At 59.1% G+C, this 20,887-nt stretch carries 21 protein-coding genes; 13 read left to right on the top strand and 8 right to left on the bottom strand.

Going from position 1 to position 20,887, the window contains the following annotated elements; genetic code table 11:
- Positions 1 to 17: 17 nt before the first annotated feature.
- On the top strand, positions 18 to 1,292 hold the full coding sequence (dgt, locus tag U1A53_RS26255) for a dGTP triphosphohydrolase (RefSeq protein ID WP_322284884.1): 1,275 nt from the start codon (positions 18 to 20) through the stop codon (positions 1,290 to 1,292).
- A 6-nt stretch (positions 1,293 to 1,298) separates the two neighbouring features.
- On the opposite strand, the gene U1A53_RS26250 is transcribed toward dgt, so the two are convergent.
- Complete coding sequence (locus U1A53_RS26250; RefSeq protein WP_322284883.1) at positions 1,299 to 2,531, bottom strand: LL-diaminopimelate aminotransferase; 1,233 nt, start codon at positions 2,529 to 2,531, stop codon at positions 1,299 to 1,301.
- Between the two features lie 164 nt (positions 2,532 to 2,695).
- On the opposite strand from U1A53_RS26250, the gene U1A53_RS26245 reads away from it, so the two are divergent.
- The 4 genes from U1A53_RS26245 to U1A53_RS26230 all read left to right on the top strand — a co-directional run bounded on the left by U1A53_RS26245 (position 2,696) and on the right by U1A53_RS26230 (position 7,144).
- On the top strand, positions 2,696 to 3,352 hold the full coding sequence (locus U1A53_RS26245; protein WP_322284882.1) for a matrixin family metalloprotease: 657 nt from the start codon (positions 2,696 to 2,698) through the stop codon (positions 3,350 to 3,352).
- Between the two features lie 75 nt (positions 3,353 to 3,427).
- Entirely contained in the window at positions 3,428 to 6,514 is a 3,087-nt protein-coding gene (locus U1A53_RS26240) for a PVC-type heme-binding CxxCH protein (protein ID WP_322284881.1), read from the top strand.
- A gap of 49 nt (positions 6,515 to 6,563) precedes the next feature.
- Entirely contained in the window at positions 6,564 to 6,755 is a 192-nt protein-coding gene (locus U1A53_RS26235; RefSeq protein ID WP_322284879.1) for a hypothetical protein, read from the top strand.
- Between the two features lie 5 nt (positions 6,756 to 6,760).
- Entirely contained in the window at positions 6,761 to 7,144 is a 384-nt protein-coding gene (locus tag U1A53_RS26230) for a hypothetical protein (protein ID WP_322284877.1), read from the top strand.
- Here U1A53_RS26230 and U1A53_RS26225 read toward each other — a convergent pair whose 3' ends face one another.
- A complete protein-coding gene (locus U1A53_RS26225) occupies positions 7,145 to 8,497 on the bottom strand; it encodes a DUF1501 domain-containing protein (RefSeq protein WP_322284876.1) in 1,353 nt (450 codons plus the stop codon).
- Between the two features lie 201 nt (positions 8,498 to 8,698).
- On the opposite strand from U1A53_RS26225, the gene U1A53_RS26220 reads away from it, so the two are divergent.
- Both U1A53_RS26220 and U1A53_RS26215 read left to right on the top strand, forming a co-directional pair.
- Positions 8,699 to 9,580 (top strand): hypothetical protein, encoded by an 882-nt coding sequence (locus tag U1A53_RS26220; protein ID WP_322284874.1) that lies wholly within the window; start codon positions 8,699 to 8,701, stop codon positions 9,578 to 9,580.
- Positions 9,544 to 9,993: a hypothetical protein gene (locus U1A53_RS26215; RefSeq protein WP_322284872.1), complete on the top strand. Its 450-nt coding sequence runs from the start codon at positions 9,544 to 9,546 to the stop codon at positions 9,991 to 9,993. Before U1A53_RS26220 ends, U1A53_RS26215 begins: the two co-directional genes overlap by 37 nt.
- Positions 9,994 to 10,029: 36 nt before the next feature.
- Here U1A53_RS26215 and U1A53_RS26210 read toward each other — a convergent pair whose 3' ends face one another.
- On the bottom strand, positions 10,030 to 12,720 hold the full coding sequence (locus U1A53_RS26210; RefSeq protein WP_322284871.1) for a DUF1549 and DUF1553 domain-containing protein: 2,691 nt from the start codon (positions 12,718 to 12,720) through the stop codon (positions 10,030 to 10,032).
- A gap of 99 nt (positions 12,721 to 12,819) precedes the next feature.
- On the opposite strand from U1A53_RS26210, the gene U1A53_RS26205 reads away from it, so the two are divergent.
- Positions 12,820 to 13,425 (top strand): riboflavin synthase, encoded by a 606-nt coding sequence (locus U1A53_RS26205; RefSeq protein WP_322284870.1) that lies wholly within the window; start codon positions 12,820 to 12,822, stop codon positions 13,423 to 13,425.
- 8 nt (positions 13,426 to 13,433) lie between these two features.
- Here U1A53_RS26205 and U1A53_RS26200 read toward each other — a convergent pair whose 3' ends face one another.
- From U1A53_RS26200 to U1A53_RS26185, 4 genes are all read right to left on the bottom strand, one after another.
- A complete protein-coding gene (locus U1A53_RS26200; RefSeq protein ID WP_322284868.1) occupies positions 13,434 to 13,751 on the bottom strand; it encodes a Dabb family protein in 318 nt (105 codons plus the stop codon).
- 32 nt (positions 13,752 to 13,783) lie between these two features.
- On the bottom strand, positions 13,784 to 14,158 hold the full coding sequence (locus U1A53_RS26195) for an NADH-quinone oxidoreductase subunit A (RefSeq protein ID WP_322284867.1): 375 nt from the start codon (positions 14,156 to 14,158) through the stop codon (positions 13,784 to 13,786).
- Between the two features lie 105 nt (positions 14,159 to 14,263).
- Positions 14,264 to 14,614, bottom strand: coding sequence for a hypothetical protein (locus U1A53_RS26190; RefSeq protein WP_322284866.1), 351 nt, complete (start codon positions 14,612 to 14,614; stop codon positions 14,264 to 14,266).
- Positions 14,615 to 14,820: 206 nt separating this feature from the next.
- Positions 14,821 to 16,134 carry a PQQ-binding-like beta-propeller repeat protein gene (locus U1A53_RS26185; protein ID WP_322284865.1) on the bottom strand — a complete coding sequence of 438 codons (1,314 nt, stop codon included), beginning with the start codon at positions 16,132 to 16,134 and terminating at the stop codon, positions 14,821 to 14,823.
- Positions 16,135 to 16,225: 91 nt separating this feature from the next.
- On the opposite strand from U1A53_RS26185, the gene U1A53_RS26180 reads away from it, so the two are divergent.
- The 4 genes from U1A53_RS26180 (at position 16,226) to U1A53_RS26165 (ending at position 19,403) form a co-directional block, all read left to right on the top strand.
- On the top strand, positions 16,226 to 16,684 hold the full coding sequence (locus U1A53_RS26180; protein WP_322284864.1) for a hypothetical protein: 459 nt from the start codon (positions 16,226 to 16,228) through the stop codon (positions 16,682 to 16,684).
- A gap of 88 nt (positions 16,685 to 16,772) precedes the next feature.
- Positions 16,773 to 17,681: a universal stress protein gene (locus U1A53_RS26175; RefSeq protein ID WP_322284863.1), complete on the top strand. Its 909-nt coding sequence runs from the start codon at positions 16,773 to 16,775 to the stop codon at positions 17,679 to 17,681.
- A 10-nt stretch (positions 17,682 to 17,691) separates the two neighbouring features.
- Positions 17,692 to 18,759, top strand: a complete 1,068-nt coding sequence (locus U1A53_RS26170) for a PAS domain S-box protein (RefSeq protein ID WP_322284861.1) — start codon at positions 17,692 to 17,694, stop codon at positions 18,757 to 18,759.
- Complete coding sequence (locus U1A53_RS26165; RefSeq protein WP_322284860.1) at positions 18,726 to 19,403, top strand: response regulator transcription factor; 678 nt, start codon at positions 18,726 to 18,728, stop codon at positions 19,401 to 19,403. The genes U1A53_RS26170 and U1A53_RS26165 overlap by 34 nt, the downstream gene beginning before the upstream one ends.
- A gap of 4 nt (positions 19,404 to 19,407) precedes the next feature.
- Here U1A53_RS26165 and U1A53_RS26160 read toward each other — a convergent pair whose 3' ends face one another.
- Positions 19,408 to 20,247 carry a sterol desaturase family protein gene (locus tag U1A53_RS26160; RefSeq protein ID WP_322284859.1) on the bottom strand — a complete coding sequence of 280 codons (840 nt, stop codon included), beginning with the start codon at positions 20,245 to 20,247 and terminating at the stop codon, positions 19,408 to 19,410.
- Positions 20,248 to 20,496: 249 nt separating this feature from the next.
- On the opposite strand from U1A53_RS26160, the gene U1A53_RS26155 reads away from it, so the two are divergent.
- Positions 20,497 to 20,820: an SWIB/MDM2 domain-containing protein gene (locus U1A53_RS26155; protein ID WP_322284858.1), complete on the top strand. Its 324-nt coding sequence runs from the start codon at positions 20,497 to 20,499 to the stop codon at positions 20,818 to 20,820.
- The last annotated feature ends 67 nt before the right edge of the window (positions 20,821 to 20,887 follow it).

Below are 20,887 nucleotides of genomic sequence, written 5' to 3'. Positions count from 1 at the left end.
ATCGCGGCACACCACGCATGCCCGCGAACCGCTTTTACTCCACCTTTGACTTCGAGACGCTCGATCCACGCCCGTCGCACGCCGGTGAGTACCGGAATCCGTTCCAGATCGACCGTGACCGCATCATCCACAGCAGCGCGTTCCGTCGTCTGCAAAACAAAACGCAGGTGTTTCTGTCGGGCGAGTATGATTTCTACCGCACACGGCTCACGCACAGCATCGAGGTGGCTCAAATTGGCCGCAGCATCTGCGCCTGGCTGACACAGCAAAGTGATGCGCTGGGTGATGACTGCTTCATCGACCCTGATCTCGTCGAAAGTGCGTGCCTCAGTCACGATCTAGGCCATCCGCCCTTTGGTCATGCGGGTGAACGCACGCTGCACAAGCTGATGCAGCCCTATGGCGGCTTTGAGGGCAATGCGCAGACGCTGCGCATCCTGACGCAGACACTTTTTAGTGAAGGGCGCAGCGGCATGAACCCCACGCGGGCGCTGCTGGATGGCGTGCTGAAATACAAGACGATCTTCACGGAAAAACCCGCGAACAAAGCCAACCAGTACCTTTACGACGATCAGGACAAATGGCTCGATTTCACCATGGGCAGACAGGCTTTCCCCGCGGAGCTCACTCCCGGCAAGGCGCGCAACTCCTTCAAGAGCATCGAATGCCAGATCATGGACTGGGCGGATGACACGGCCTACTCGCTCAATGACATCGCTGACGGTATTCACGCTGGATTCGTCAACGTTCAGCGACTGGAGCGCTGGGTGGAGGAGCAAACCCTCAGCGACGACGACAAGGCTGATGTGGCCTTCTTGAGCAAGGCGATGCGCGAAAATCGAGTCGAGGGACGGCTGAACCGCCTCATTGGCGAATGCATTCGTGCGACGAAACTGGTGCCGACGGCGAATTTCCTCAGCCAGAGCACGCGCAGGCATCAGTTCGCGCTGGAGATCGATCCGGTGCAGCGCCGCCGGGCGGATCTGCACAAGAAGATCGCACTCGACCTCGTCTTCCTCAGCCCGCAGCTCCAGCAGCTCGATCACAAGGCCGATTTCATCCTCACGCGGTTGTTTGAGGTGCTCAAGGATCGCTACATCGAGTCAGTGCAGCCGAAAGGTCTGCATCTCATGCCAGCGGCCATCGAGAAGGAGATTCAGAAAGCCGAATCCGCCAACGAGCGCGCCCGCCTCGTCTGCGACTGGATCGCGAACATGACGGACCACTTCGCCTTCCGCACGTATCGCCGGTTGTTCGACGCCGACTTCGGCTCGATCACGGATTTCGTGTAAACGGGACTACAGCTTCGCGATGCGGCGGCAGACTTCTTCGACGTTCGCACGGCTGTTGAAGGCGCTGATGCGGAAGTAGCCCTCGCCGGCGCTGCCGAAGCCGCTGCCGGGTGTGATGACGACGTTAGCCTCGTTGAGCATCTTGTCGAACATCTGCCAGCTCGTGACGCCGTTCGGGCAGCCGACCCAGACGTAGGGAGCGTTCACGCCGCCGAAGACTTGGAGTCCAGCCTTCTTGCAGGCTTCGACGAGCAGCGCGGCATTGCCCATGTAGTGTTCGATGAGTGCTTTGACCTGCGCCTTGCCCTCGGGGCTGTAAATCGCCTCCGCACCGCGTTGGACGATGTAGCAGGCACCGTTGAACTTGGTGCTGTGACGGCGGCTCCAGAGCGGATGGATGGCCTGCTTGCCATCTGCTTTCGTTTTGCCCATGAGGCCTTTCGGAATGACCACGATGCCGCAGCGCACGCCAGTGAAGCCACCGTTCTTCGAGAAGCTTCGGAACTCGATGGCGCAATCGCGAGCGCCTTCGATTTCATAAATCGAACGCGGCAGCTCGGGATCGCGGATGAACGCCTCGTAAGCGGCGTCGTAGAGGAGCGTGGTGCCGTTCGCGAGGGCGTATTTCACCCAGGCTTCGAGCTGTGCGCGAGTGGCGACGGCTCCCGTCGGATTGTTCGGGTAGCAGAGGTAAGCGAGATCGACAGGCTCGGAAGGAATGTCAGGCACGAAACCATTGGCAGGCGTGCATTTGAGATAATGCAGGCCAGCGTAGGCGCCGCTTTCGTCGGCGTCGCCGGTGTTGCCAGCCATGACATTTGTATCGACGTAAACCGGATACACCGGGTCGGTGATCGCGATCTTGTTCCCGGCACCGAAGATGTCGAGGATGTTGCCGGTGTCGCACTTGCTGCCGTCGGAGATGAAAATCTCATCCGCTTCGATGTTCAGCCCGCGTGATTTGAAATCATGCTCCGCGATGGCATTGCGCAGGAAGTCGTAGCCCTGCTCCGGGCCGTAACCGCGGAAGGTGGCACGGTCGCCCATTTCATCGACAGCCTTGTGCATGGCCGTGCGGACGGCCTCAGGTAACGCTTCGGTCACATCGCCGATGCCGCAGCGGATCAGGCGCTTCGCGGCCTCGGTATTGGCCTCCGTGAAGACCTTCACGCGGCGGGCGATTTCGGGGAAGAGGTAACCGGCTTTGAGCTTGTTGTAGTTTTCGTTGATGTAGGCCATGGCGGGGAAAAGGGGCTGCCAGTGTGGCGAGTCATGGCGGGGATGCAAGGGGGGCAAAATCTGGCCGGAATTATGTGACTTGGGCGTGAAAAACCATTTACAACTCTTACATATGCGAATTCATCTCATGGGTGAGATTCAAAAATTCGAATCTCACCTCTGCCATGAAGAAACACTCACTCGCGCTAAGCCTTGCCTTAGGAACTGCCTGTCTCCTGGGCAGTTGCGCCTATCACGAGATTGCCTGGCAGGAGCAGCAGATTCGCAAAACGCCGGTCAGCTACAGCAAGCCGCAGCTCTGGAACAAACGGCACCTGACTTGGCGCCTGGACACCACCACACCGGTGCCTGAGCGCCTCTCTGAGGCCGAGCTGCTGCGGGAGATCAATGAGAGCTTCCACAGTTGGGAGGCCGCTGGCGTCTTCACCTTTGCCCAAGCCCGGATCGGCGAACCGGCTGACATCGTGATCAGTTTCGGCAAACCGCCCGGACGCGCTTGGGACGGCCAGCTTGGCAGCATGGGACACGCAACCTTCCCTTGGAGCAGCGAACGCGGCCACATCTACCTCGATCCGTCCGAATGGTGGAGCACGAAGTCGTTCGCCTTGGTGGGCGATCCCATCACGAAATGGCTGCCACATGAGATTGGCCATGTGCTTGGCCTGCAGCACACACACAAGCAGGATCAGACCATGAGCGAGACAGGTCCCTACGGGTCGCCGGACTCGGCGAGTTTTGCCCAATTGCGGCATCTCTACGCGCCGCACACACCGGTGTTCACCTGGGTGCAGTGCGTCATGGACAGCTCCGGCGCTGAGTGATGCGCCGAAGCCGCGCGGTAAGAAATCGTCCGCGCCATTCGTGCTGAGAGCATGACAAAGCATGGTCTGTTTCTCGTGATTTCTTTTTCAGGCCTTTCCTGGGCTGCTGAAAAGGATCTGAAGTTCCCCTCCACCCCGCCAGTGGAGCCGCAAAACGCCGCGAAGACCTTCCACGTGCTCGACGGCTTCGAGATGCAACTCATCGCCGCTGAGCCGCTCGTCACCGATCCCGTGGCCATCACCTACGATGCCGATGGCCGCGCCTACGTGTGCGAGATGAACGACTACCCCTACACGGACAAAGCCGCGCACAAGCCTGCCCAAGAAAACCCCACCGACCTGCCCCTCGGCAAGGTGCGCCTGCTCACCGATACCGATGGCGACGGCATCTTCGACAAGGCCTCCGTCTTTGCCGACGGCCTCTCCTGGCCCACCGGTGCCGCGTGCTGGAAAGGCGGCATCTTCGTCACCGCCACGCCAGACGTTTGGTATCTCAAGGACACGAATGACGACGGCGTGGCCGATGTGCGGCAAAAAGTCTTCACTGGCTTCAAAAAGCTCAACGTCCAGGCCGTCATGAACAACCCCATCTGGGGCCTCGATCACCGCATCTACATCGCCGGTGGCTCAAATGGCGGCGAAATCCAGCGCGTGCCCGGCAGCGAGGACGTCATGCCGCTGCCGAAGGACTTCAAACCGCTCCCCATCAAGCGTAACGACTTCTCCTTCGATCCCAGCACCGGCGATGTGCGCCTCGAAAGCGGCGGCGCACGCTTTGGCAACACCTTCGATGATTGGGGCAACCGCTTCCTCTGCAACATCCGCAATCCCTGCCAGCACGTTGTGCTGCCGTATCGTTACCTCGCGCGGAACCCGTATCTCGTCGTCCCCAGCGCCCTGAACGACTGCGCCGAGGCTGGCGACCAGCTTCCCGTCTATCGCACCAGCCCGCCCGAGCCCTGGCGCGATTTCCGCGCGAAACGCTGGGTGCAGGAAGGCAGCCACCTGCCAAAAAGTGAGCTCGTCGGCGCTGGTGTCGTCACCTCCAGCGCTGGCATCACCGTTTATCGCGGCGATGCGTATCCGAAAGAGTATCGCGACTTCGCCTTCGTCGCCGACGTGGCCGGAAATCTCTTCTACCGCATGAAGCTCGTGCCCGACGGCGTCACCTTCAAAGCCGTGCAAGTCGATGGCACCAAGAACTTCTGCACCAGCGACGACCTCTGGTTCCGCCCCGTGAACTTCGTCAACGCCCCCGACGGCTGCCTCCACGTCTGCGACATGTACCGCGAAGTCATCGAGCACCCCTGGAGCATCCCCGACGACATCCACACCGCCGTCGATCTGCTGCGTGGTCGCGATCGCGGGCGGATTTGGCGCTTAGCGCCAAAGAGTGGTCCGCTCAGTCCCCTGAGCGGCGCACCGCAGGCCAGTGCGTCAACGAATCCACCCGCTGGCACCCAAAGTCCGCAAAACGCCAACACCCGAACCGCACAGAGGACTGTGCGGACCACTTTGCTAAGCCACGCGCCCACCAAAGACCTCGTCACCCTCCTCGACCACCCCAACGCCTGGCACCGCGAAACCGCGCAACGTTTGCTGTTTGAGCGCCAAGATTTTACCTCGACTTGGATGCTCACGGATCTGATTCAAGGCAACCAGTGTTCGCCACGAGGCAAGACACACGCACTGTTTCTGCTTCAAGGCATGGTGAAAGATGCTGATGCCCGTGCGTTTGCCTTTGTCAAAGAATGGCCCGGACGAGCTCAGAGAGCCGTCGCCGACGTGATAAGCTCATGGATCGACAAAGGCTGGCCCACGCATCGTCACTTCGAGCACCTGACCAAATCAAAAGATCCCAATGCCCGCTTTGCATGGTCGATGTTCATGGCAGGGAGAGACATCGCTTTTGAATCAGCTTTCGCATGGCGTGATTTCATCATCGAAGGCTGCGAAGATCCATGGTTGCGCCCGATGATTCTGCTCGCCGGGCGCGGGTCGCTGCATTTTCAATTAAAGACCCTTGTCACACTTCCCATGACGATTGGCCGGCAGGAGTTGATGGAGCAGATCGTAAAGATTTTGGTCCAGGATTTGGAAAAGGGTGATTCCGCAGATGTTCTCGCCAATCTAGCCTACGGAGCCCGAAGCGAAGACAAACATCAGCAAATGGTGCTCATCACGGCGCGCGTAGCCCAAGCGATTCGGGCCAAGACGGGCAGGTCTATTCGTGAGGCTATCACCTCGCGGTCTGCGGAGATGAAGCAATCGGCCATCGATTGGATTGATCGAGTTGCTGAGCATTCGGCGGCTGGTTTAAAATCAAATTCGAGTATTTCGACCGATTTCTCGTGGTTGATTGCCGCACGGACGATCTCCCGGTTCGATGAAACGCTATGGTCTTCTTTTTTTGAATCGAATATGCCCGCTGAACTCCAGCTCGCCGCTCTCGGAGCCCTCGGCAGCTACCGCGAGTCGGCTGTTGCCGACATCCTCATCGAATCATGGCCGAAGCTGACTCCCACACTCCGTGACAAGGCCACCACGATCCTGCTGTCGCGCACGGACCGCATCGCCAAGCTCCTAGACGCCATCGAGGCGAAGAAAATCACGCCCGCGCAGCTGAGCGTCGCCGCGAAGGCAACGCTGGGGCGGCAGAAGACGCCCGCGTTGGCCGAGCGCATCGCGAAACTAATCGGCGATGGCTCGTCGTCGAATCGCAAGGAGGTCATCGCCAAATACGCTTCGGTCATGTCGATGACCGGCGACGTCACGCGCGGCAGCAAAGTCTATGAAACCGCCTGCATGGTCTGCCACAAATTCGCGGACAAGGGCAACGATGTCGGCCCGCACCTCGGCACGATCAAAGCGTGGACCGCCGAACAGCTCGCCACCAACATTCTCGACCCGAACCGCGAGGTCTCGCCGAACTTTGCGCTCTACATCGTCGAGACGAATGATGGCCGGACGCTTGCTGGCCTCATCGCGAGTGAAACGGCGGGCAACCTGACGCTGAAACGTGCCGACGGCGGCACGGACACCGTTTTGCGCAGTGAGATCAAGTCCCTGACCAGCCCTGGCATTTCCCTGATGCCCGAAGGCCTCGAAGCCGCCATCACCCCCCAGCAGATGGCGGACCTCATAGCGTATTTGAAGCAGTAGGTCGGAACAAAGCATTGCCGGAACCGGCCCCAAGAGGTATTCTTCGCGCATGGACGCAGCACTCAAAGCCAAGTATGCGAATCATCCGCTGGCGCAGGCCATCTTGCAGGATGCGCTGGCGATTCAGGATCGTTTCGCCGCTGATCCAGTCTATGCAAAGACAGGCAAGGGCTTCTTGAGGAGTGCTGGCGTGGAAGAGATCAAGCAGGCCAAGGCGGCAGTGAAGAAATCAAAATTCTGATCGCCATGAGCCAGGTTAAAGCATGGCTGGCCGAGGTGCCGTGGGATTTGGTAATCTTTCAGAATGCTTCCCTGTGCGAACAGAAGAACGCGCTGCACAAACCCACCTCGGATGGCTACGAAACCACCAAGACGCTTTGGGAGGCGTCCCATCAACAACCGATGACGCTGATGGGAGTGGTGGATCTCTGCCGCCGCTGCCATCGCATGGCTCCGTTCTGTTTTTACAACGGCAACACCTTCGCGGCGATTGCCCGCTCGATGGTGGAGCAGCTTGGGCTTTCAGGATCGGAAGCGGCGGCTCTCCGAAGCCTTGCGGGTCATATCGTGGCCGGGGTGGCGACGCCGGAGCAGCAGGAGGCGTTTCGGAAGTTCTGTGAGAAAAGCTGATCAAGCCACGATCGGACGGATCACCTCGCCATACACATCCGTGAGCCGGAAATCGCGACCGGCGTAGCGGTAGGTCAGCTCCTCGTGGTTGAGGCCCATCAGATGCAGGATCGTGGCATGCAGATCATGCACGCTGGTGGGATTGTCTTGCGCGGCGAAGCCGAATTCATCGGTGCTGCCATGCACGGTGCCGCCTTTGATGCCGCCCCCGGCCATCCAGACGCTGAAGCCATAGTGATTGTGATCGCGTCCCAACTTCGATTTGCCTCCGGCGAGCTCCACGGTCGGTGTGCGGCCGAATTCACCGCCCCAGATGACCAGAGTGTCCTCCAGCATGCCGCGCTGCTTCAAATCATGCAGCAGCGCGGCGATGGGCTGGTCGATCTGCGCGGCGAGCTTGCGGTGATTCGTCTCGATGTTGTCGTGATTGTCCCACGGCTGCCCCGCACCATGCCAGAGCTGCACCATGCGCACGCCGCGTTCCAGCAAGCGCCGTGCAATGAGCGTCTGCCGCGCATGCACGCCCTCGCCATACAACTCGCGAATATGTTGAGGCTCTTTGCTCACATCAAAAGCATCTGCGGCCTCGATCTGCATGCGGAAGGCCAGTTCGAAGCTCTGAATCCGCGCCTCCAGCCGTGGATCACTACGCTCTGCCCGATGCGCGGCATTGATGCGACGCAGCAGGTCGAGCTGGCGAAGCTGCACGCTCGTGTCCGCATGCGGGCTGCGGATGTTTTCGATCAGGCGATCCACCGCCTCGTGCTTCGAATCGACATACGTCCCCTGAAACGCGCCGGGCAGGAAGGCGGACTGCCAGTTCTCAGCGCTTTTGATCGGCATGCCACCTGGGCACATCGCGATGAAGCCCGGCAGGTTCTCATTCGCGCTGCCAAGGCCATACGTCAGCCAAGCGCCCATGCTGGGACGAGCCTGGATCGAATCACCGCAATTCATGAGCATCAGCGACGGCTCATGGTTCGGCACCTGCGCCTGCATGGAGCGAATGACGGCGATGTCGTCGATGTGTGCCGCTGTTTTCTCAAACAACTCGCTCACCTCGATCCCGCTCTGCCCGTAGCGCTGAAACTTGAAGGGCGAAGGAAACGCCGCGCCCGTCTTCCGCTCCGTGATGCGATGACTTGGGACCTGTTTCCCCTCGTAGAGTTTGAGCGCCGGCTTTGGATCAAACGTATCGACATGCGACGGCCCGCCGTTGAGGAAGAAGTGAATCACCCGCTTCGCCTTCGGCGCGAAGTGTGGTTTCGCCGCCTGCAAATCCGCCAGGCCAAGCGCCGCCATGCCCATGCCGGAGCGGCGCAGGAAATCTCGGCGTGTGAGAGGAGGTGGCATCCGGGTGTGATACGAGCAAACAACCTGGGGTCTTGTATTGTTTGACGAGTTAGGGGAAAACTAGCTGGTTCACGTATCGCCATCTTCCCGCACCAACCATAATGCACGTATGTTTATGTCCCCAACATGTTTGAGCGATTGACATTCTGGCCCATTAGTTTTTCATCGTTTTTTTAGATAAATCAATTTGCTCAGACTTTAATGCATAAGCGCAAGTTCTTACGAAGATGGGGGCGACCAGTTTTGCTGGTGGTTCACTGGTTGGCTTTGATTTTATCAGTTGGGGCCGGAGCCGTTGCCAGAATGGAGCTTGGTGCAGCGACAATTCCGGTGGCTGGCCAAATCGCTACCAATGAAACAGCAAGCAGTCATAGTGGGCTGGCTAAGGCACTACGCCCGCAGTTCAAGAAAGTTCAGGAGAATGGATTTTGGTTCTTGCCGTTGTGCACGATAATTGCTGCAATGTCGCTTGCGATGCGTGGCAGCTTGCTCCCATCTGCAACTGAGCGGGCTGTAAAAGCCCTTTTAGACGACTTCCGACGAAATGCGTTTCCAGCAATTAATGACGAGATGCAATATAGAGTCACACTTTTCCGCCACGCCTGGAGTTTCACCAGCCCATTTGGTTGGTTGAAATGGAAAATGCCTTGGCATGGGTGGTTGGTGCCCTTTGAGAGATCTGGAATTTTTACGTTGAACACGAAAGTGAGGTTCTTTGCGCCGCTTGATGCTCCAGATCAGTGCGAGGGTTTTGCTGGGCGTGTTTACGCGACTGGCGGCTGCCAGTATGTTTTCGATCTTCCCGAGTTGAGGGCTGGTCAAGTGTCTCCCCCACAGGGAACTCTTGAGCGCTATGCAGGCAGCACAAACGTGCCTGTAAATTGGGTCACCAAACGTATGAAGAGGGGCCAAACGTTCCCTCGCTCTCTTTGGGGCATCCCTATTGAAGTTGGCGGGCAACGATGGGGTGTTCTTGTGGTCGATTCCCGCAATTCCCGCATCAGAAATCACGACAATCTAAAAGAAGAATTCGAAACCATTGGATTATGCTTGAACAGACTGCTCAGCAATCGCCAGGACTAGGTGTCTGGAATCGATTCGATTCAAGACTACTGGATCGCAAAACCACGGAAACAATCAAAGCCGTGAAGCTAGAGGTGTCGCTTTCACCATACGACATCCCTCAAGCATATCGCGGATACTACTGCACCGACAGAAGAAGATTCGTTGTTGAATTTAAGTACATCACTGAAGAGCCGACATTCGAGAAAAGAATGGAAGATCATCTTGTAGCTGTTCTGGGCAAGAAAAGCGGCAGGCTGTATGCATTGGTAATTGATGTCGATGGATTGGGGGCTGAAACCGTTAAAGTAGTTCTTCAAAAAGATCAGACGGGATTCGATCCATCAGCAACAGCATCAACAACTCGAAACCAACTCAATAATCAGTTAATGCACGCTATCGAACCAGACATCACTCGAATGGCAAGAGGGTAAAACAGTCGTACATCCACGCTCCTTCCCCATCTCATATCAATCCACAAACATGAACTCGTTCGAGAGCATCAGCACCTGCACGAACTGCTCCCAGGCGTTGAGTTGGGATTTCGGCTGGGCGGGAAAGTCCTTCTGGGCATCCCAAGCGTCGCTCGGAGAGTCGCCGCCCGCGCCTGTGGTCGCGGTGACGGACGGTGAGATCTTCGGCGACCACAGGAATTGATCGCTGTTCAGGCCGTTGCCGATATCGACGATGAAATCGAGCGTGTCACCGGCTTGGAAAGCGATGGAGTCGAGTTGCAGGTCCGCTTTGGAACCGAGCAGAGTCGTGCTGCGCAGTTTGCCAAGGCGTGAATGGCTCACAAACGCACGAATGCCATCGCCCACCTCGGGTTCGTGGATGAGTGTGGAATGCAGATCGTAGCTGCCGTCGGTCGGTGCGATCCAACGGCGAACGACCGCGTGTTTGCGGTCATTGCCGGGATGACCTCCCTCGGCCGTGAGTTGTGCCCAGCCGAGTTGAGCGTTCGGCCAGTCTTCCGCGCCCTGCCAGGCGTGGCCGGTGAAATGCGGCAGCGGCTTGAAGTTCTTCACGCGGCCTGCGGCCTCGTCCCATTCACCGTAGCCGTAGTGCCAGGACTTCGAGTGATCGGGCGCGGCGATGAAGGGCGTGGTGTCGGTTTGGACGAAGGCGAGAGCGGAGGTGAGTTCTTCGGGTGTGGGAGGACGTTGGAAGAGGCGCTGGTAGATGAAGTGTGTCTTTTCCGCATCGGAGCGCCGCTCAGAGGATTGCCTCGCTTCGCTCGCCCTTCGGGCAGCCTGCGGCTGGCTATCTCCGCTTCGCTCCGGTTGTGCGGACCACTTTATGAGTGCCTTCGCTTGCTGGACGACGAAGGGGTGATTCAGGCCGAAGAGGGCCTGCTGGGGCACGGTGGTTTCAGTGCGCTGGGGGATGGAGAGATCAGGATTGGCGAAATCGAAGGTGCGCATAACCATCGGCACGTTTTCGCGGTCCACGAGCGTGTAGAGCGTGCGGCGTGTGTTGCTGGCCGTGAACAATCCTTCGGGGCGGCCACCCACGCGCAAATTCAGGCGGCCCGCGGAGGCGAGCCAGGCATCGCGTGCTTCCTCGAAGCTGAGGCGATGCGGGGTCATGCGGGCGAGAAGGCGGTTGTCGGGGTCGGTGTAGGACGAACTTCCAAGTTCGTCCTTGGAACGAGCTTGGAAGCTCGTTCTACGATACGTCTCCGAAAGCATGATAAGCCGGTGCATGGCCTTGATGCTCCAGCCGGAATCGATGAAGCGTTGGGCGAGCCAGTCGAGAAGCTCAGGATGGCTCGGCGGGCTGCCTTGCTTGCCAAAATCGCTCGGCGTGCTGACGAGGCCGCGACCGAAGTGATGCTGCCAAAGGCGGTTCACCATGACGCGGGCGGTGAGCGGATTGCGCGGGTCGATAATGGCCTGCGCGAGTTCTAAACGTCCGCTGCCTTGCTTGAAAGGCTGCTGCGGGCCGAAGAGGCTCAAAAACTGGCGTGAGACGGCATCGCCTTTCGTGAGCGGGTTGCCGCGATTGAAGACGCGCGGCGTGCTCGGGAACGCACGGTCGGTCAAAAGAGTCGCGTGGGCCGGAGTGGTGTTGTTTTTGATGAGAAAGCGGTCCACATCGCCCTGCGACTTCCACAGCTCGGTGGTGATGCCGGTCGGGAAATACATCTCGATGTTCGCGATGTGCTCGTCTGGGACGAATGCGGGCGAGCCGGGGCTGCGAAGCCACTCGTTGGTGATTTCAATGCCGGGGTTTTTCTCCAGCCAGGCTTTCCAGCGATGCACGACGAAGGGATTGAGGTCTTTTTCGTCGAGGATCTGGCTGAAGACCTCCTCCGGGTAATCGTCGAGATGTTTCTGCGCGGCGAGGTAGTCGGCCATGCGGGCGCGGTTCCGCGCCATCTGCTCGTTGCGGCGTTTCGTCATCAAATCGCGGTTCTTTTTCACCAGCGCGGTTAGTTCGGCGTTTTCGCCATCGGCGCACGGAGCGAGAGCTTCCGCGCTGCTCTGAAAGACGCCGTAGAGCGCGTAGTAGTCGCGTGTGGGAATGGGATCGAACTTGTGATCGTGGCAGCGGGCGCACGCGACCGTGAGGCCGAGCGTGCCACGCGTGACGACGTCGATGCGGTCGTCGATGATGTCATGTGTGACGCCAAGAAAGCGCCGACCGAGCGTGAGAAAGCCCATCGCCGCGAGATCGGGTGATTTGGGCGGCACGACCTGATCGGCGGCGATTTGCAGCAGCAGAAAGCGGTCATACGGCATGTCCTCGTTCAGCGCGCGCACGACCCAGTCGCGATACGGCGTGGCATGGACCCAGTTCTTTTCCTCGCGGGCATAGACGTAGCCTTTCGTGTCCGAGTAGCGGGCCACATCGAGCCAGTGGCGGGCCCATTGCTCGCCGTAGTGGGGACTGGAGAGCAACTGATCCACGAAATGCTCGTAGGGCACATCTGTCCGCTCAGGTTGCAGGCCGGTGAGATCAAACGAGGCGCGACGGGCGAGCGTGTGCGCATCGGCGCGTGGCGAAGGTTTCAAGCCGTGCTCGACGAGCTTCTTCTGAATGAATTCGTCAATGCTGGTGCCTTTGACCGGCTTCAGCGGCTGAAAGGCCCAGTGCTCCGCCGAGAGGAGACTCGTGGAGACACACAAGGTGCCAAGTTGGAGAAAGCGGCGGAACACAGCGGGGATCAATACGGCCCGCCATTGCCTTATCCTTCCCGGTGAAGATTTGGGCGAACAGCGCATCGACAGCGGCGGTTTGCCCGTTTATCTCGGCGCATGTTCACAGGTCTTGTTGAAACCACCGGCACGGTCCTTTCGCTGGAGCCACGCGGCGAGAGCGCGCGGCTGACGTTGCAGGTGGGTGTGATGGCGTCCGAGTTGGCGGATGGCGAAAGCGTGGCGGTAAACGGCTGTTGCCTCACGGTGACGGCGCAAGATGCCGCAGCGCAGACGGCGTGCTTCGATCTGTTGATGCAAACTTTGAAAGTCACGAGCCTTGGCGATCTACAAACCGGCTCCCTGGTCAATTTGGAGCGGGCGATGGCAATGGGCGCGCGGTTTGGCGGCCACTTTGTCCAAGGACACGTCGATGCGACGGTGAAGATACTCGATTGGAGCGAGCATGGGCAGGATCACCGGCTGGAGGTCGAGATTCCGGCGGAGCAGCGCGGTTTGATCATTTCAAAGGGCTCGATCTGCCTGGATGGCATCTCTTTGACCGCAGCGGAGGTGACCGAGAGCACGGTGGTGTGCTGGATCATCCCTCACACGTTTCAACTGACGAATCTGAACACGAAGAAGCCGGGTGACCGGCTGAATGTTGAGTTCGACATGCTGGGCAAATACGTGCGTGAACTGATGCGTCGCCAAACGCAGCCCTGAGATTACGATCAGGAGTATTTCACGTCCTTGCGCGGCTCCATCTCGAAGGCGGTGGATTCCTGCTCGGAGATGTTGGGCTTGAGGACTTCCTCGCGGAATTTGATGTAGTGCGGGTCGTCCTGGCAGATGGCGAGCTTGTCCATGCTCTCGACCTCGAGATAGACGAACCACGGGTAGGGCTCAGAAGGGTTGACGCGCTTGCCGGTTTTAACGGTGAGTACCTCGGGCACGCGAAGGAGCATGACGCGGGTCTGGGACATGATGTGCTCCAGTTTTTCCTCCGTTACCTGGGGCTTGAGCTGAAACAGGCTGAGGTAGGCAATCATGGAGGCGAAAACGGACTGCAGGGCACGACGGACTAGGATTTCCAGTCGAGAACACCCTTCTTCCAGGCATAAACGAAGGCGACGAGCAGGATGGAAACGAAGCCAGTGGCCACAGCAAGGATGGAGGGGCCAAAGGCGGCGAGGTAGTCCTTGTAAATGATGGCCCAAGGATAGAGGAAGACGACCTCGATGTCGAACAGCACGAAGAGCATCGCTACGATGTAGAATTTCACGCTGAAACGCGGCTGGCTGTCGCCGATGGGCAGCATCCCGCACTCGTAGGCGGAGTCCTTGATCGCATTGCGCTTGGCGGATTTGCCAAGGAGCGCGGAGGCGATCAGCGTCACGACGGCAAAGCCACCAGCGATGACGATCTGGAGCAGGACAGGAATGTAGTTCTCAAACATGGGGGTGAATGACCATGGACGGGTAGCGAGAGGCCGGGCAGCGTCAAACCCGGAAAGCAAAGGGCCGCCATGCTCGGAAGCAGGCGGCCCTGATTGAAGCCAGGATTAGCGAGCGGCAGCAGCAGCCGAGGTGCGGGCCACAACGGCGGCGCTGCGGGCAGCGATGGCGGCGTTGTGTGCAGCGCGGAGGCCTTCGAGACCGCGGTAGGTCTTGCCCACCTTGGCACAGAGGCCACGGCTGACGAGGTTCTGCAGCTTCTCGTAGGAACGCAGGCGGAGCATTTCCTCTCCACCGCTGACGGCGTTTTTCAGCTTGAGATTGTCATACACCAAGCCAAAAAGAGTGTTGAACTCGTATGTTTCAGGCTTGGATAGAACATTGACGAGCTCGTCTGTGACATGATCAGGGACTCGGCGTGAGAAACGTGTCTTGCGTGTCGGTGTAGTGGTAGCCATAGAGACCTTGACACTAGCACAACTCGAACATCTTTGCGACGGTTTTGTGAGAATCCACGGATTTTTCTCCTACGCGGCTTGTGCAGTGATAGAAATCATTCCTTGAGGTCGTTCGACACCGCCAGCGATTCCCGGCCGGTATGCACATTGGATGGGCGAATTGCAGTAGTTTGAGTGACGGCAGTCTCAAAAACCCAGTAGCATGGCTACTTGATGGCAATTTTATAGAGCGCCTTTTTGGTGCGGATGAAGAGGGCTCCATCAGCAGCTGCAGGTGAGGCGGAAATGGGCTCGGCGAGCTGGTTTTTGCCTGCCAGTTCGAATTTTTCCGCCGAGGCGCGGACGAGGAAGGTTTGGCCCCGGTCATTGGAGAAGAGGAGCTTGTCCCCCAAAACGAGGGGGCCAGGGAGGTGCTGGCCTTCCATGCGGTCCTCCCAAAGGTCTTTGCCGGCTTTGGCATCGACCGCGCTCACGATGCCGCCGCGGGTGGTCTGGAACAGGGTGCCGTTGACGAGAACGGGGGCGGATTCGCTGGCATTGCGCTTTTCGCGATCCCAGAGGATGTGGCTCTCGGTGATGTCGCCGGTCATTTTGTCATCAAGGCGGACGCCAAGGGTATGCGCGCGCTCGGAGCCGGTGTTGAGGATGAGCAGACCACCCAGCCGGAGCGGCGGGATGGCAGCGTTGAAGCCACCGTGGCGGATGGTCCAGAGTTCCTTGCCCGTTTTGACCTCATAACCAAAGGCAGCACGCGAACCGATGGACACCAGCACCTCTTTGCCGCCGATCTCAAACACCGCCGGGGTGTGGTAGGCCTTGCGCATGTCGCCATCGCGCGTGGGCTTGCCTTCTTTGTCGAGATCGCCGTAATCGGTGGTGCGGGCGGTCTTCCAGACGCTTTTGCCGGTCTTTTTGTCGAGCGCGGTCACGAACTGCTCGTTGATGCCGTCGAAGGTGAGGATGAGGAGGTCACTGTAAATGATGGGGGAGGAGCCAGGGCCGCGGTAGTGGCGCACGTTGATGTCGCGACGTTCCCAGACCTTCGCACCAGTCACCGGGTCGATGCGCGCGGTGCCGTAGGTGCCGAAATGAACGTAAAGCGCGTCCTCCTCGAGCACGGGCGACGGGGCGGCGTAGTTGTTGAGCGGATTGCCGAGTTCCTCAGGGACGGCGTTTTCAAAGACCAACTTGTGATGCACGATCTTGCCGCTGTGGCGGTCGATGCCATACACGAACTGCTGTTTGCCATCGGTCGTGGCGGCGGTGAACCAGATCAAGTCGCCACCGATCACCGGAGTGGAGTGGCCTTCGCCTTCGAACTCGACGCGCCAGGCGATGTTTTTGCCGGACTCGCCATCCCATTCGAGAGGAATGCGTGCTGCCTCCGCCTGCGGGACGACACCGTCAAGCGTGGGGCCGTTCCTTGCAGGCCAGAACAGGGGTTTTGTAGCGGGCTGGGCACTCGAAAGGGCGGACAGCAGAACCAAGGTGAGGGTGGAGAGGGCTGGCGTGCGGATCATGGGCGTGAAGTTGACGGTGCGGCGTGGAAATTCTTTCGCCGGAGAAAAGAGCATGCATGGTTCACGGCATCCAGCCGTATCCCTCGCCATCATGAAAAATCTCCTTCTTGCCAGCCTAAGCATCGGCCTTTGCCTCGCCTCCGTTCAGGCGGAGGACAGCCTCAACGAACAACTGCGTCGCGCCGCCGAGAGACTGAAGAACGAATTTTCCAAGGTGAAGGAGCCGTCCGAGGTCAAAGGCCGCGAGTGGTACAAGCAGGCGAAGGAGCATCTGACCACCAGTCGCGAGGAATACCTGAAAAAGGCAGGCGATGTGCTCACGCGCTGGAAAGCGCACATCGACGTGCTGAAGGAGCAGGGCGGGCGCGATTACTTCAAAACCCGCGTAAAGGCGCTCGAAGAGCATCACACCTTTGCCCTGAAGGAAATGGAAACGCTCAACGGTCTCACCGAGGAGGCGCAATTTCGCGCGCGGCAGAAGTCTTTTGACAAGACGCTGTGGACGTTGGAGGCGGCCGTCGAGCAGGCGCAGGAAGAGGCCGGTCTGTAGGACAAAGCCCGCCCACAAGCACGCAAATGCCGCACGGCATTGCTTTGAGAGGGAGACTATGATGAAATCATTCAAATCCAGCCACACCATGAAAAAGCTCCATCACATCATCGCCGCCATCGACTTCACCGCGTCCTGCCGCAACGCCCTGCGTGAAGCCGCGCGCCGTGCCTCGCTCGACGGCGCCGCCATCACCGCCGTGCATGTCATGGATGAATTTCTCGTGCATGAGCTGAAAAAGGCGCTCTCCACCGACCAAGCCACCATCCGGGCCGACTGGCTGGAGCGGCTGAAGAAGTTTGTGGCTGAATCCGAGGTGGGAGCTGTGGCGGTGAATGCGGAAGTGCGCATTGGCCATCCATTTGCCGAACTGGTCGAAGCCTGTCGTGCACACAGCGCCGACCTGCTCGTCATGGGGGCCAAAGGGTCGAAGAATGAGTCGCACCGTATTGGAGCCATCGCCGCGAAATGCGTGCGCAAGGCCCCCGTCGATGTTCTTGTTGTGCGTGAGGATGCGCAGGGGCCGTTCAAAAAGATCGTCACCTGCGTCGATTTCTCCGAAAACTCCGCCAAGGCCGTGCAATGCGCGCTGCATGTGGCGCAGCAGGACGGTGCCTCGCTCGACTGCCTGCATGTGTATCAGAGCGCCCTCGCCATGTCGCTGGACTACGGCGGCTTCGTGCCATCACTGCCCGCCACCATCGATCCTGAGGCGGTGGAGAACTGGCGCAAGGATTTGAACGCCTTCATCGCGCCGTTCACACGCGATGCCGGTGATGTCAAAATCACCGCTCTGATCAAGGAGCGCGTCAACATCCGCGAGGCCATCCTAGACCACGTCAGCGAGGTGCATGCCAGCCTCGTTGTGCTTGGTACGCGAGGCAAAACCGGCCTCCGCGAGATGCTCATCGGCACCACGGCGGAGAAAATTGTGCAAAACGCCCCCTGTTCGATTCTTGCCGTGAAACCCGACGGATTCGTCTCCGCCGCCGACTGAGTGCTGATGCATGCCGAAAAAAACGCACACCACACCCAGCATCGCCGAGCTTCAGGCTGCGCTGCAGGCCAGTGAGCAGCGTGCGGCGACCATCGTCGAGACGGCGGTGAATGCGATCGTCACCATCGACGAGAATTGCATCATCGAGACTGCCAATACCGCCACAGAGCGCCTGTTTGGCTACAAGATCGGCGAAATCATCGGCCGAAACATCAGCATGCTCATGCCGCAGCCCTACCGTGCCAGGCATGACAGCTACGTGCGAAACTACCTGCGCACCGGCGTGAAACGCATCATCGGCATCGGGCGTGAAGTGGTGGGGCAGCGCAAAGACGGCACGGTTTTCCCCATCGACCTCTCCGTGGGCGAAGCTGTGCTTCCCAGCGGCCGGCGCATCTTTACCGGCATCATTCGCGATCTCACAGAGCGGAAAGCACTCGAAGACAAAATCCTCCACATCAGTGAGGAGGAGCAGGTGCGCATCGGACAGGACATTCATGATGATTTGTGCCAGCAACTAGCCGCCATCGGCTGCCTGGCAAAAGTAGCGCAGAAAAACCTCAGCAAGTCCGGCAGCCCGGAGGCACGGAGTTTGGAGGAGATCGTCCACCTCGTCAGCAAGGCCAATACACGCGCCCGCGAGACCTCGCGCGGGCTGATGCCCGTAGTGCTTGATGCCGGCGGCCTCATGGCGGCTCTGGAGGAGCTGGCGGAAAGCACCGCGCGCGCCTACGAGATCAAATGCGACTTCCGCTACGACAACCCGGTCCAGGTACAAGACACCCAGATGGCCGTGCAGCTTTTCCGCATCGCGCAGGAAGCTGTTTCCAATGCCGTGAAGCACAGCCAGGCAAACCGGATCAATGTTCACCTCGCCAGGCAGAGTGGAAATATCGTCCTTACTGTGCGTGACAATGGCGTGGGCATTCCTGACAAGGCCTCGAAAGGAACTGGAATGGGTCTCTTGACCATGAGCCATCGCGCTCAAATGATGGGCGGTGCCATCCACGTCTTGCCGCGCAGCGCCGGCGGCACCCAGGTCACATGCAGCGTTCCCGTACCAGCAAAGAATCCGTAAAGCGTGTCGTCCTCATCGACGACCACCCCATCATGCGTCACGGCCTCGCGCAGTTGATTCGTGCCGAGGATGGGCTCGATGTTGTTGGCGAGGCGGGCAGCGCGCGTGAAGGACTTGAGGTCGTGAGAAAGCTCAAGCCAGATCTGGCCGTCATCGACCTCACCCTGCCGGACAAAAACGGCCTCGAGCTCGTCAAAGACATCCGTGCCGTGCTTCCATCCACGCACTGCCTCGTGCTCTCCATGCACGATGAGGCGCTCTATGGTGAGCGTTCGTTGCGTGCCGGCGCCCGTGGCTACGTGATGAAAGAGGAGGCCGCCGATCACCTCGTCACCGCTATCCACAAAGTCCTCTCCGGCAGTCTTTACGTCAGCGAAACACTCAATGTTCGCATGCTGGAGCAGGTCACCGGCGCCTCCCGCTCCAAGGCCACCGGCATGGACGCCCTCACTGACCGCGAACTGGAAATTCTCGCCCTTGTCGGCAAAGGCGTGGCCACCAAGAACATCGCCACGCAGCTCAGCATCAGCGCACGCACCGTCGAGGCGCATCGTGCGCACATCAAAGAGAAGCTCGGCATCACCGATGGCGCGGCGCTGGTTCGCTACGCGGTGCAGTGGGTGGAGAGCCGCGCGAAGGTGTGAAACCTCAAAGCGGATTCACTTTCTTTCCCCGTCGTAAAATCCACGCGAACGGCTCCCACATCTGCCCGAGCCAGCCTTTTGGCATCGACTCGCAGATGCCAAAGTTCTCCGGGTAGCGATCCTTCGGCATGTAAAAAGTGCCAAACAGCATGTCCCAGAACGGAAAGAGGCCCGCAAAGTTCTTGTCCCAGGCCTCTCGGTCCTTCGAGTGATGCCAGCGATGAAAGACCGGCGTCGCGATCACATGGCGCAGCGGCCCGAAGTCCCAGTTCACGTTCGCATGGAGGAGAATGGCATAAAACGTGAGGATGGGCGCGCTCGTCAGCGTCACGGTGGGGTTGTAACCCATCAGCAGCACTGGCGTCACCTGCGACAGCTTGTTCACCAGATCATTCACCGGATGCACGCGCAGACTGCCCAGCCAGTCGAGGTCTTCCGATGAATGATGCACCGCATGAAACGGCCACCAGCGGCCGCGATGAAACAACCGGTGCGTCCAGTAGGAGAAAAAATCGCCGAGCAGATAAATCTGCACCGCCTGCAGCCACACCGGCTGATGACTCAGCGGTCCGTAGCCGGCGTAGGCGCCCAGTTTGAAGGTCTCTGCGGGCACAATCTGCGCCAGGATCAAGATTCCCGCAGGGAGGATCAGCATCACTCGCACGAGGGGTTTTGTGAGCAGCACGGTCGTGAACCAATAGACCACATCGGTGAACCAGCCTCGCCGGATCACCGGCTGCACGCGGTTTCGCCCGCGACTCACGATGCGCTCGATCACAAAAAAGATGGCGGAGAGAATGACCAGCGTGATGAGCACGCTGAGAAAAGTTTTGTCGGAGTTCATCGGCGGATATGGCTCCAACCGCATGTGCAGCCCTTGGTTCCTGATTTTATGTATCGAAAAACACACAATCGTGTCGCGCACATGAGCCCTGCTCAAAGCATCCCGGGGGGCGGCTTTTCCTCTGCGCCGCTGATGCGAAAAAGAGGCTTCTGCGCAGGGAAACAATCCTAAAGATTGATGAAATTTGCGTTGACGCTTCACGGCTGGCTCACATAACCTGCACTTACGGCAACAGCCGCCAACAACACTATGGCCAAGAAAGCAGCAACCAAATCCAAACCAGCAGCCAAAAAAGCTGCCAAGAAGCCCGCAGCCAAACGTAAGCCCAATCCAGCCCTGATGAAGCCGGTGCAGCCTGACGCGATTCTCGGAGTCGTCGTCGGCAGCAAACCCGCTCCTCGTGGCCAGATCACGAAAAAGCTCCGGGACTACATCAAGAAAAACGGTCTCCAGGACGCCAAGAACAAGCGCAACATCAATGCCGATGACGCATTGAAGGCCGTGTTCGGCGGCAAGAAGACGGTGTCGATGTTTGAGATGACCAAACTGGTCTCCAAGCACATCGGTGCCTGATTCATTCCTGCATTCCTCGACGCCGCGCCCGGTTCAACCAGGCGCGGCGCTTTTTTGACACTGTCGT

Origin of the sequence: Prosthecobacter sp. (assembly GCF_034366625.1) — a bacterium.
Lineage (GTDB): Bacteria > Verrucomicrobiota > Verrucomicrobiia > Verrucomicrobiales > Verrucomicrobiaceae > Prosthecobacter.
Note: the sequence above shows the minus strand (reverse complement) of the source record. Positions and strands in the feature narration are given on the sequence as shown.